The sequence below is a fragment of the Cronobacter muytjensii ATCC 51329 genome, assembly GCF_001277195.1.
Lineage (GTDB): Bacteria > Pseudomonadota > Gammaproteobacteria > Enterobacterales > Enterobacteriaceae > Cronobacter > Cronobacter muytjensii.
Genome location: NZ_CP012268.1, coordinates 466,310 through 478,529 on the forward strand (window position 1 = coordinate 466,310; position 12,220 = coordinate 478,529).

The 12,220-nt window shown below is 57.9% G+C and carries 10 protein-coding genes; 7 read left to right on the top strand and 3 right to left on the bottom strand.

Annotated features, from left to right (window positions below; translation table 11 throughout):
* The first annotated feature begins 5 nt into the window (after positions 1 to 5).
* The 5 genes from ubiI (at position 6) to AFK63_RS02310 (ending at position 7,092) form a co-directional block, all read left to right on the top strand.
* Entirely contained in the window at positions 6 to 1,208 is a 1,203-nt protein-coding gene (ubiI, locus tag AFK63_RS02290) for an FAD-dependent 2-octaprenylphenol hydroxylase (protein ID WP_038867982.1), read from the top strand.
* A gap of 422 nt (positions 1,209 to 1,630) precedes the next feature.
* Positions 1,631 to 2,728 carry a glycine cleavage system aminomethyltransferase GcvT gene (gene gcvT / locus AFK63_RS02295; RefSeq protein ID WP_038867984.1) on the top strand — a complete coding sequence of 366 codons (1,098 nt, stop codon included), beginning with the start codon at positions 1,631 to 1,633 and terminating at the stop codon, positions 2,726 to 2,728.
* Between the two features lie 23 nt (positions 2,729 to 2,751).
* Entirely contained in the window at positions 2,752 to 3,141 is a 390-nt protein-coding gene (gcvH, locus tag AFK63_RS02300) for a glycine cleavage system protein GcvH (protein WP_038867985.1), read from the top strand.
* 133 nt (positions 3,142 to 3,274) lie between these two features.
* The gene (gene gcvP / locus AFK63_RS02305) at positions 3,275 to 6,148 is read left to right on the top strand and encodes an aminomethyl-transferring glycine dehydrogenase (protein ID WP_038867988.1); all 2,874 of its coding nucleotides are present in this window, start codon (positions 3,275 to 3,277) and stop codon (positions 6,146 to 6,148) included.
* Positions 6,149 to 6,348: 200 nt separating this feature from the next.
* Positions 6,349 to 7,092, top strand: coding sequence for an SDR family oxidoreductase (locus tag AFK63_RS02310; RefSeq protein WP_038867990.1), 744 nt, complete (start codon positions 6,349 to 6,351; stop codon positions 7,090 to 7,092).
* Positions 7,093 to 7,265: 173 nt separating this feature from the next.
* Here the strand turns inward: AFK63_RS02310 and AFK63_RS02315 are convergent, their stop codons facing one another.
* Together AFK63_RS02315 and AFK63_RS02320 are read right to left on the bottom strand one after the other, a co-directional pair.
* Positions 7,266 to 8,699: a 6-phospho-beta-glucosidase gene (locus tag AFK63_RS02315; protein WP_038867993.1), complete on the bottom strand. Its 1,434-nt coding sequence runs from the start codon at positions 8,697 to 8,699 to the stop codon at positions 7,266 to 7,268.
* Between the two features lie 151 nt (positions 8,700 to 8,850).
* Positions 8,851 to 9,579: a MurR/RpiR family transcriptional regulator gene (locus AFK63_RS02320; RefSeq protein WP_038867994.1), complete on the bottom strand. Its 729-nt coding sequence runs from the start codon at positions 9,577 to 9,579 to the stop codon at positions 8,851 to 8,853.
* Positions 9,580 to 9,757: 178 nt separating this feature from the next.
* Here AFK63_RS02320 and yqfB point away from each other — a divergent pair, with 178 nt between their 5' ends.
* Together yqfB and trhA are read left to right on the top strand one after the other, a co-directional pair.
* Positions 9,758 to 10,072, top strand: a complete 315-nt coding sequence (gene yqfB, locus AFK63_RS02325; RefSeq protein WP_038867996.1) for a N(4)-acetylcytidine aminohydrolase — start codon at positions 9,758 to 9,760, stop codon at positions 10,070 to 10,072.
* A 164-nt stretch (positions 10,073 to 10,236) separates the two neighbouring features.
* Positions 10,237 to 10,890, top strand: coding sequence for a PAQR family membrane homeostasis protein TrhA (gene trhA, locus AFK63_RS02330; RefSeq protein ID WP_038867998.1), 654 nt, complete (start codon positions 10,237 to 10,239; stop codon positions 10,888 to 10,890).
* Positions 10,891 to 11,020: 130 nt separating this feature from the next.
* Here the strand turns inward: trhA and ygfZ are convergent, their stop codons facing one another.
* The gene (gene ygfZ, locus AFK63_RS02335) at positions 11,021 to 12,010 is read right to left on the bottom strand and encodes a tRNA-modifying protein YgfZ (RefSeq protein WP_038868000.1); all 990 of its coding nucleotides are present in this window, start codon (positions 12,008 to 12,010) and stop codon (positions 11,021 to 11,023) included.
* Positions 12,011 to 12,220 lie beyond the last annotated feature (210 nt).

The following is a 12,220-nucleotide window of genomic DNA, read 5'->3' on the forward strand; positions in this document are numbered from 1 at the left end:
CGAATGTGCAAAGTGTAGATGTAGCGATTGTCGGCGGCGGAATGGTCGGGCTGGCGGTGGCCTGCGGGCTGGAAGGCAGCGGGCTGCGCGTCGCGGTGCTTGAACAACGCGCGCCGCAACCGCTGGATGCCGGAGCGCCGCCAGCGCTGCGCGTATCGGCGATCAACGCCGCCAGCGAAACGCTGCTCAAACGTCTCGGCGTATGGGAGGCGATTATTCGCCAGCGCGCCGCGGCCTATCACGGCATGGAGGTCTGGGAAAAAGACAGCTTCGGGCGCATCGCGTTTGACGATGAGGCGTTCGGCTTCAGCCATCTTGGGCACATTATCGAAAACCCGGTTATCCACCATGCGTTATGGGAAAAGGCGCAGCAGTGCAAATCGGTGACGCTGATGGCGCCGGCGATGCTGCAACAGGTGGCCTGGGGCGAGAACGAAGCATTTATTACGCTCGAAGACGGCAATATGCTGACGGCGCGGCTGGTTGTGGGCGCGGACGGCGCTAACTCCTGGCTGCGCACAAAGGCGGAAATTCCGCTGACGTCCTGGGATTACCAGCATCATGCCCTGGTCGCCACGATTCGCACCGATGAGCCGCACGGCGGCGTGGCGCGCCAGGTCTTTCATGGCGACGGCATTCTGGCGTTCCTGCCGCTCGGCGATCCGCATCTGTGCTCTATCGTCTGGTCACTCTCGCCGCAGGAGGCGGACCGGATGCAACAGGCCCCTGCGTCCGCGTTTAATCAGGCCCTCTGTGTGGCGTTCGATAACCGCCTCGGATTGTGTACGCTTGAGGGCGAGCGACAGGTCTTCCCGCTGACCGGGCGCTATGCGCGTCAGTTCGCCGCGCATCGACTGGCGCTTGTCGGCGACGCCGCGCACACCATTCATCCGCTGGCCGGGCAGGGGGTGAACCTCGGCTTTATGGACGCGGCTGAACTGATAAGCGAACTGCGTCGCCTGCAACAGCAGGGCAAGGATATCGGCCAGCATCTCTATCTGCGCCGCTACGAGCGCAGCCGCAAGCACGCCGCCGCGATGATGCTGGCAGGCATGCAGGGCTTTCGCGAGCTTTTCTCAGGCAATAACCCGGCGAAAAAGCTGCTGCGCGATCTGGGCTTAACGCTTGCCGATAAACTGCCGGGGATCAAACCGCAGCTGATTCGCCAGGCGATGGGGCTGAATGACCTGCCTGCGTGGTTGCGTTAACTGCGTCACACTTCTCTTTCCGGGCGTCGGAAAGAGAAGCTTCCCCCCGTTTGAAATATTCTAATTTCACTCTCTTTTTCGGATTAGTTTTTTTAATCCTTTAATTTTTCCACTGCCATGATTTTTCCTTCAAAACAGCGATTTCTGCCCGGTTATTTTGAAAAGGCGGCAGAGAGTTAGCGTATCGGCTACGCCTGAAACCATTCAGGCAGTGTTTAATTCTGTCGCCAAAAACACCTGTCCCGGTCATAAGCTAATCTGATGACTCAGCTCACCTTATGGTTTACACCTCCGTTCGGTGATAAGTTCAGACGCAAGTTAACGTTTGCGTCGCCGTCGGGATCGGCGTCGGCGCCGGGTTTCACTCAGGGCTGTTCGCCGTCTGAAACCCACACCAACCCGGCTGACAGGATGAGGAAAAGATGGCTCAACAAACCCCGTTGTATGAACAGCACAACCTCTGCGGCGCGCGCATGGTGGATTTCCACGGCTGGATGATGCCGCTGCATTACGGCTCACAAATTGACGAACACCATGCCGTGCGCAACGACGCGGGGATGTTTGACGTCTCTCACATGACCATTGTCGATCTGCGCGGCGCGCGCACCCGCGATTTCCTGCGCTACTTGCTGGCAAACGATGTGGCGAAGCTGACCCAGCCGGGTAAAGCGCTCTACACCGCCATGCTCAACGCCTCTGCCGGCGTGATTGACGACCTGATCGTCTACTTCATGACGGAAGACTATTTCCGCCTGGTGGTGAACTCCGCTACCCGTGAAAAAGATCTCGCCTGGATCAACGAGCATGCCGAGCCTTACGGCGTCGCCGTTACCGTGCGCGACGATCTCTCCCTTATCGCCGTTCAGGGCCCGAACGCGAAGGCCAAAGCCGCCACGCTGTTTAACGATGCGCAGCGTAAAGCCGTCGAAGGCATGAAGCCGTTTTTCGGCGTGCAGGCGGACGATTTATTTATCGCCACTACCGGTTATACCGGCGAAGCGGGTTATGAAATCGCGATGCCGAATGAAAAAGCGGCGGGGTTCTGGAGCCAGCTGGTAGAAGCGGGCGTGAAACCCTGCGGCCTCGGCGCGCGCGACACGCTGCGCCTTGAGGCGGGCATGAATCTGTATGGCCAGGAGATGGATGAAGGCGTTTCGCCGCTCGCTGCCAATATGGGCTGGACGATCGCCTGGCAGCCGGAAGACCGCGATTTCATCGGTCGCGATGCGCTGGAAGCCCAGCGTGAAAACGGCACTGAACAGCTGGTCGGCCTGGTCATGACCGAAAAAGGCGTGCTGCGCAATGAGCTGCCGGTGCGCTTCACCGACACTCAGGGCAACGCGTGCGAAGGCATTATCACCAGCGGCACGTTCTCGCCGACGCTCGGCTACAGCATTGCGCTGGCTCGCGTTCCGGCGGGTATCGGCGATACTGCCATTGTGCAGATCCGCAACCGCGAAATGCCCGTGAAGGTCACTAAACCCGTTTTCGTGCGCGCCGGTAAACCGGTGGCGCAGTAAGTTTTGTTATCAGGAGAGAAGCAATGAGCAATGTGCCAAACGAACTGAAATACAGCAAAGAACACGAATGGCTGCGTAAAGAAGCGGACGGTACTTACACCGTTGGGATCACCGAACATGCGCAGCAGTTGCTGGGCGACATGGTGTTTGTCGACCTGCCGGATGTCGGCGCGACCGTCAGCGCGGGCGACGACTGCGCCGTAGCGGAGTCGGTGAAAGCCGCCTCTGACATCTACGCGCCGGTCAGCGGCGAGATCGTGGCCGTCAATGACGCGCTGAGCGACTCTCCGGAACTGGTCAACAGCGAGCCGTACGGCCAGGGCTGGATTTTCAAAATCAAAGCCAGCGACGAGGCCGAAGTGGCCGCGCTGCTGGACGCCAGCGCGTATGAAGCGCTGTTAGAAAACGAGTAATACACGGGACCGCGCTCCTGGGTAACGCTCAGGGGCAGGCGCGTGCGCCGCATTGCACGCGCCGCTCCCACAAGGGAGCACAACTGACCATCGCATTTATTTGCCTCACTGCACGTTTCAGGAAATATCGCCCATGACCCAGACCCTGAGCCACCTGGAAAATCGCGACGCTTTTATCGGGCGTCATATCGGACCGGGTGTTGACCAGCAGCAGGAGATGCTGCGCACCGTTGGCGCGGACTCGCTGGATGCGCTGATTTCGCAAATCGTTCCGGCGGATATCCAGCTTGCGACCCCGCCTGATGTTGGCGACGCCGCGACCGAATTCGCTGCGCTGGCGGAGCTTAAAGCTATCGCCGGGCGCAATAAGCGCTTCAAAAACTATATCGGCATGGGCTACACCGCGGTGCACACCCCGCCGGTTATCCTGCGCAACATGCTGGAAAACCCGGGCTGGTACACGGCCTATACGCCTTACCAGCCGGAAGTCTCTCAGGGACGTCTCGAAGCACTGCTTAATTTCCAGCAGGTGACGCTGGATCTGACCGGGCTCGATATCGCCTCCGCCTCGCTGCTTGATGAAGCTACCGCCGCGGCGGAAGCCATGGCGATGGCGAAGCGCGTCAGCAAACTGAAAAACGCCAACCGTTTCTTTGTGGCGGCTGATGTGCATCCACAGACGCTGGATGTGGTGCGCACCCGCGCTGAAACCTTCGGCTTTGAGGTGATTGTGGATGACGCGCAAAAGGCGCTCGATCATCAGGATCTGTTTGGCGTGCTGTTGCAGCAGGTCGGCACCACTGGCGAAGTGCATGACTATCGCGCGCTGATTAGCGAGCTGAAATCCCGCAAAGTGGTGGTCAGCGTAGCGGCGGATTTTATGGCGCTGGTGCTCCTGACCGCGCCGGGCAAGCAGGGCGCGGATATCGTCTTCGGCTCCGCCCAGCGTTTCGGCGTGCCGATGGGCTACGGCGGCCCGCATGCGGCGTTCTTTGCCGCCAGCGATGAATTTAAACGCTCCATGCCTGGGCGCATTATCGGCGTATCGAAAGACGCCGCCGGTCGCACTGCGCTGCGTATGGCGATGCAAACCCGCGAGCAGCATATTCGCCGCGAGAAAGCGAACTCCAACATCTGTACTTCCCAGGTGCTGCTGGCCAATATCGCGAGCCTCTACGCCGTGTTCCACGGCCCGGAGGGGCTGAAGCGCATCGCCAGCCGTATCCACCGTTTTGCCGATATTCTGGCGGCGGGCCTGCAACGCAAAGGGCTGAAGCTGCGTCATGCCACCTGGTTCGACACGCTGTGCGTCGACGTCGCCGATAAAGCGGCGGTGCTGGCGCGCGCGCAGGCACAGGAAATCAACCTGCGCAGCGATATTCCGGGCGCGGTCGGCATTACGCTTGATGAAACCACGACCCGCGCTGACGTGCAGGCGCTGCTGCGCGTCGTGACCGGTGACGACGCGCAGGCGGATATCGACGCGCTGGATAAAGAGGTGGCGCACGACAGCCGCTCCATTCCGGCCGCGATGCTACGCGATGACGCCATCCTGACGCATCCGGTCTTTAATCGCTACCACAGCGAAACCGAGATGATGCGTTATATGCACAGCCTTGAGCGCAAAGATCTGGCGCTGAATCAGGCGATGATCCCGCTCGGCTCCTGCACCATGAAGCTCAATGCGGCAGCGGAAATGATCCCGATAACCTGGCCGGAATTCGCCGAACTGCATCCGTTCTGTCCGGCGGATCAGGCCGAGGGCTATCTGCAGATGATTGGCCAGCTCTCCGACTGGCTGGTGAAGCTCACCGGTTACGATGCGCTCTGCATGCAGCCGAACTCCGGCGCGCAGGGCGAGTATGCGGGCCTGCTGGCTATCCGCCACTATCACGAAAGCCGCAACGAAGGCCATCGCGATATCTGTCTTATTCCGAGCTCCGCGCATGGCACCAACCCGGCGTCGGCGCAGATGGCAGGCATGCAGGTCGTCGTGGTCGCCTGTGATAAACAGGGCAATATCGATCTGGCGGATCTGCGTGTGAAGGCCGAAACCGCAGGCGATAAGCTCTCCTGTATTATGGTGACGTATCCGTCCACCCACGGCGTGTATGAAGAAACCATCCGCGAGGTGTGCGACATCGTGCATCAGTACGGCGGTCAGGTTTACCTTGACGGCGCCAACATGAACGCCCAGGTGGGCATCACGTCGCCGGGCTATATCGGCGCGGATGTCTCACATCTCAACCTGCATAAAACATTCTGCATTCCGCACGGCGGCGGCGGCCCTGGCATGGGCCCGATTGGCGTGAAAGCGCATCTGGCGCCATTCGTGCCGGGCCACAGCGTCGTGCAGATTGAAGGCATGCTGACGGCGCAGGGCGCGGTTTCCGCCGCACCGTTCGGCAGCGCGTCGATTCTGCCGATAAGCTGGATGTATATCCGTATGATGGGCTCTGAAGGGCTGAAGAAGGCAAGCCAGACGGCAATCCTCAACGCCAACTACATCGCCAGCCGTCTGAAAGACGCCTATCCGGTGCTCTATACCGGTCGCGACGGCCGCGTCGCGCATGAGTGCATTCTGGATATTCGCCCGCTGAAAGAGGCCACCGGCATAAGCGAACTGGATATCGCCAAACGCCTTATCGACTATGGCTTCCACGCGCCGACCATGTCTTTCCCGGTCGCGGGCACGCTGATGGTTGAGCCGACAGAATCGGAAAGCAAAACTGAGCTGGACCGCTTTATCGACGCGATGCTGGCGATCCGCGGCGAAATCGACCGTGTGGCGCAGGGCGAATGGCCGCAGGACGATAACCCGCTGGTCAACGCGCCGCACGTGCAGCGCGAACTGGCTCAGGAATGGGAGCACGCTTACAGCCGCGAGCTGGCGGCGTTCCCGGCAGGGTTTGAGAATAAATACTGGCCGACCGTGAAGCGTCTCGATGATGTTTACGGCGACCGTAATCTCTTCTGCTCCTGCGTGCCGATGAGCGAGTATCAGTAACGGCTCTTCGCTGTGACCAGCAGGTAAAGACAACCCACAGGGCGCTTCGGCGCCCTTTTTTTATGGCGCGGCGCCGGATGCCACGCTATTGCTACCTGATTTGTAGAGTGTCCCTGCGTTACGCACCGCGGTAAGTTATCGGGAGCACCCCGATGCATGCAGAAAAGCCTGCTGTACCACACCATAAAAAAGGAAAAAGTATGTCCATTGCACTGATTACCGGCGCGAGCCGCGGCATTGGCAGGGCGACGGCGCAGTTGCTGGCCGCGCAGGGCTATACCGTGGCGGTCAATTACCTCAGTAACGCCGCCGCGGCGCAGGAGGTGGTTGACGCGATCACCGCACACGGCGGGCGGGCGTTTCCCGTGCAGGCGGATATCAGCGACGAAAGGCAGGTGATGGCGATGTTCGCCACGCTTGACCAGCAGGACGAGCCGCTGGTTGCGCTGGTCAATAACGCCGGCGTTCTGTTTACCCAATGCATGACGGAGAACCTGACCGCAGAGCGCATCAACAAAGTGCTCGCCATTAACGTCACCGGCTATTTCCTGTGCTGCCGCGAAGCGGTGAAGCGAATGGCGCATCATCACGGCGGGCGGGGCGGTGCGATTGTGAATGTGTCGTCTGCCGCCTCACGGCTTGGCGCGCCTGGCGAGTATGTCGATTACGCGGCGTCGAAAGGCGCGGTGGATTCACTGACCATTGGGCTATCGCTGGAAGTCGCCGCGCAGGGCATTCGCGTCAACGGCGTGCGGCCAGGGCTTATCTATACCGATATTCACGCCTCTGGCGGCGAGCCGGGCCGCGTCGATCGTGTGAAATCGGCGTTACCGATGCAGCGCGGCGGTCAACCGGAAGAGGTCGCCGAAGCCATCGCCTGGTTGCTCAGCGATAAAGCCTCTTACGTGACGGGCAGTTTTCTTGATCTCGCCGGCGGGAAATAACCGGAGCGGATTGACGAGGGCGGAAGAGAGGCAGGCGGGTGGCGCTGCGCTTATCCGCCCTACGGGACAGACAGAAGCCGTATTGCAGGGCGGGAAGTAAAGCGCACCCGCCAGATCTGATGGCGGGCGCCGTTTGGCTCCCTCCCCGCAGGGGAGAGGGCTGACATGAGAGGTCAGAGCGACTCGCCGTTACTCGCAATCACCCCCTGATACCACGCAAAACTCTTCTTACGGGAGCGGGACATATCGCCTGTGCCGTCATCGTGCTTATTCACATAGATAAAGCCGTAACGCTTGCTGTACTGCCCGGTAGTGAATGATACGCAGTCGATGCAGCCCCACGGCGTATAGCCCAGCAAATCCACGCCGTCGTAAGTCACCGCTTTCATCATCTGCTCAATATGGGCGCGCAGATAATCGATGCGGTAATCATCATTAATGCTGCCGTCTTCTTCCACGTTGTCGTAAGCGCCAAAGCCGTTTTCGACGATAAACAGCGGCTTCTGGTAGCGCTCGTAGAGCTCACACAGCGCGTAGCGCAGGCCCACCGGGTCAATCTGCCAGCCCCAGTCGGACGCTTTCACATGCGGGTTCGGCACGCTGCCCTGGAAACCGGTCAGCGCATCGCCGCTGCCGCCCTCGGCCTGTACCGCGTTAGTCATGTAATAGCTGAAGCCCAGATAGTCGCAGCAGCCTTCGCGCAGGATCTGCTCGTCGCCTGCTTCCATCCTGATGTGAAAACCGCGGCGCTGCCACTCGTTCAGCACGTAAGACGGGTAGTAGCCGCGCAGCTGGACGTCGGTAAAGACATAACGCTCACGCATCGATTCCTGCGCATACATTACGTCCTCCGGTTTGCAGGAGAACGGATAGAGCGGCACCATCGCCAGCATGCAGCCGATTTTCATCTCCGGGTTAATGCGATGGCCAATTTTCACCGCCAGGGCGCTCGCTACAAACTGATGGTGCAGCACCTGGTACATCGTCTCTTCCGGGTTGTCGTGTTCGGTATAGACCACGCCGGAGCAGCAGTAGCCGAACAACGGCGCGCGCCAGTTGCGCTGGTTGTTGATCTCGTTAAAGGTCATCCAGTATTTGACCTTATTCTTGTAGCGCTCAAACACCACTTCGGCGAAGCGCACAAAGAAATCCACCACTTTACGGTTGGTCCAGCCGCCATACTGCTGCACCAGATGCAGCGGCATTTCAAAATGAGAGAGCGTAATGACCGGCTCGATGTTGTATTTCAGCAGCTCATCGAACATATCGTCGTAAAACTTAAGGCCAGCCTCGTTAGGCTGCGTTTCGTCGCCATTCGGGAAGATACGCGTCCAGGCGATGGAGGTGCGGAAACATTTAAAGCCCATTTCGGCGAAGAGTTTAATGTCTTCTTTGTAATGCCCGTAGAAATCGATGGCTTCGTGGTTTGGGTAATATTTGCCCGGCACAACGGATTCGGTGATTTCACGCGGTACGCCGTGCGCGCCGCCGGTCAGCACGTCGCAGATGCTCGGCCCTTTGCCGCCCTGATCCCAGCCGCCTTCCACCTGATGCGCGGCGACCGCGCCGCCCCATAAAAAGTCTTTCGGTAATTTAAGCTGTTTCATCGTGTCATCTCATCGAAAATGAATTTGAAGCTGATTAATAACGATAAATTAATAGAGGCTGGCTGCGAGTCTAGCAAAGGAAATACAAAAGTCACGCTATAACAAATAGCGTATGGCGTGACTTGTTACAAATGAAAAACAGGTTGTTTTTTTATGTCAGTTTTTTCGCCAGCTTGCGGCCCAGCGTTTCAAGAATATAGATGACAGGAATTTGCGTGGTAATGTCGTAAACACCAGCGATGCGCGTTTGCGGGACGTGCCAGGAGAGATTGAAATCAGCAAGCTTCGCCAGAGAAGAGTTTTCATGGCTGGTAACAGAGAGCACTTTGCAGCGGTGCAGGCTGAACTGGCTGGCGAAACGCAGGATCTCTTCGGTCTCGCCGGAGACGGAGAGCACAATCGCCAGCGCGTTTTTCGCCATATCGTTTGTGACCGGGAAATAAGGGTCGTCAATATGGTTACTGAATTTTCCGACATTTGAGAAAAATCGCGCGCCATATTTGGCCAGTGCGCCTGAGGTGCCTGCCCCAACAAATATAATACGTTCGGATTCGAGAATAATTTCTACCGCTTTTTCAAGCAGGGCATCGAATTCCTCATTATTGACGCTGCGGAAAAAACTAATAATTTCACTGGCGCCGAAATTTGCCTGCTGTGGCTCATTTTGCTCCAGATATAATTTAAAACGTACGCGGAATTCGGAATACCCTTCGCAATTCAGTTTGCGGCAAAAGCGTAATACGGTTGTGGTGGAAACACCCGCCGCATCCGCCAGTTCGCGAATTGTCATGTACATGACTTTGTCGCGGTTTTTGACCACAAAATTGTAAACCATCATCTCAAGATTATTGAGGCTGGCGACAGCGGAGTGGGTAAACATCGTCACGGCGCAACATCCTTTGGTTAATGCTTTCAGGCTCCGGCGCGGGCGTTGACCGCGGCGTCGGCTCGCTCATGCTGCCATAAATCGCGGCGGCATGCGCCACTCTTTCTGCCGCGCAATGGCGTCTGCCCGCCGCGCGGCTTATGATGGGGCCTTCTTTTTACCAGGACGCGCCATGAAAAACGCTATTACTTTCTATACCCGCTTCCAGCAGGACATTCTCAACGGCACCAAAACTATCACCATCCGAGACGCCAGCGAATCACACTTTAAGCCGGGCCAGCGGCTGCGCACCGGGCGCTACGAGGATGACGGCTATTTCTGCACGCTGGAAGTCCTGAGCGTGACGCCGGTAATGCTGGCGCAACTGAACGAAGAGCATGCTCGTCAGGAGAATATGACGCTGGATGCGCTGAAAAAGGTTATTGGGGACATTTATCCGGGACTCAGTGAACTGTATGTGATTGCTTTCAAAAAGGTTGATGAGTAAACGCACGCATGGGCGGTAAAGGGAAAACTGTTGTCCGGGGCCGTTGCGCCAGGCTGTTACGGGTCGTCACAGATTTATTTTAGCGAACAGGTGTTCACTGGAATCATTCTCAGTTAGGCTATGTGGGCTGCGTTTTTTTTATTCAGTTTTACCGGAGTCGCCACATGGTTCGTAAACCATTACTTGCGCAGGGATATTCACTGGCTGAGGAGATAGCCAACAGCATCAGTCACGGCATCGGGCTGGTGTTTGGGATTGTCGGGCTGGTGTTGTTACTGGTCCAGGCGGTGGACAGCAATGCCAGCGCCACTGCTATCACCAGTTACAGCCTCTATGGCGGCAGCATGATCCTGCTGTTTCTCGCCTCGACCCTTTACCACGCCATACCGCACGCGCGGGCTAAAACCTGGCTTAAAAAGTTTGATCATTGTGCGATTTACTTATTAATTGCAGGCACTTACACGCCGTTTATGTTGGTGGGGCTTAAGTCGCCGCTGGCGCATGGATTGATGATTGTTATCTGGAGCCTGGCGCTGCTCGGCATCCTCTTTAAGCTCACCATCGCGCACCGCTTTAAGGTTTTGTCGCTGGTGACTTATCTTACGATGGGCTGGCTGTCGCTGGTGGTCATCTACCAGATGGTGGTGAAGCTCGCGCCTGGTAGCGTAACGCTGCTCGCGGCAGGGGGCATTATCTATTCGCTGGGCGTGATTTTTTATGTCTGCAAACGTATTCCGTACAACCATGCCATCTGGCACGGTTTCGTGCTGGGCGGGAGCGTCTGCCATTTCCTGGCCATTTACCTCTATATCCGTTAACGCGCCTGCGTTATCGCAATCTCGCCTGATACACCTAATCAACATCCACTGAATTCCCGCCAGGCTGATGGTTACCGGCCTGGCGGTCATGACGGGCGCATTCCGTGCGCCGGGTTTTGGCGGGAAACCGTTACGCCTCTTCGAGCGAGTAGGGCAGCGGCTCGATATGCAGCGTGTGCGCGCCGCTCTCTTCACGAACCCGGAACACGGTGTCGGCTTCCAGATCGTTGTTCATAACCACCTGCGCCAGCAGGCGTCCGTCATCCAGCTGTACTGCCGCCAGTACCGTACCGGTGCGACGCCAGTTCTCGCCCATTTGCATTTCGATATCTTCGCCGGCTTCTGGCACACGGCTGCCATGCCCCGCCAGATACCACAGCGCGCGTTTGTTGGCGCCGCGAAATTTCGCACGCGCTACCATTTCCTGGCCTGCGTAACAGCCTTTCTTAAAGCTGATGCCGCCCAGCGCCTGAATGTTGGTCGCCTGCGGAATAAACTGATTGCTGTTTGGCGCGTCGATGACAGGGAAACCCGCTTCTACGTCCAGCGCCAGCCACTGGGCGCTGGCGTTCAGCTGCGCTTCGCCACGAAGCTTTTCCGCAAGCTGACTGGCAGTTTCCTCATTGGTCATGACAAGAAAACGTTCCTCAGGCAGACCGAGCCACAGCAGGGTGGTAGGGCCGACAGTCACGCGTTGGTTTTGCTCATCCGGCAGCGAGGCGAAATGGTTCGCCAGCGCCGCGCGCGCCTGAAAACCAGCCACGCCCAGCAGCACCGATTCATCGTCCGGCGCGAGGGTCACCTTTGAGAAAACCGCATATTTTTTCATTTCCGCGAGCTGCGCGTCGCGCACGCTGCGTCGTTCGATCCAGGCGAAACCGTCACCGTTGCGGAACAGACGCAGATTGCTCCACATTTTGCCCTTCGCATCGCAGTGCGCCACCAGCAGATGCTGGTTATCGCCAAGCTGGGTAACGTCCGCCGTCACCTGGCCCTGAAGATACTTTTCGCTGTCCGGGCCCGTGATTGTCGCCAGCGCCCAGTCTTCCAGCGAGATGAGCGTCAGCGGCAGGCGCGCACTGGCGGCTGGCTGACGGGGAGGAAATGGAGTAAATGCCATAAATAGATTCCCAATGTGCTATCGCAATAATGGTCCACGCGAGTGGAGAGATAGCTTCATATTGTTAAAGAGCCGACGGAGTTTGCAAGCCTTTTAGCATCCCCTTTTGTGCCGTTAACGCGTTCCTCGAGATAACTCGCAGGGAAAAATGTCGGTTGCACCCAAAAAGTTATATTCAGGATAACGCCTCGCAAATACTCATATAGGACT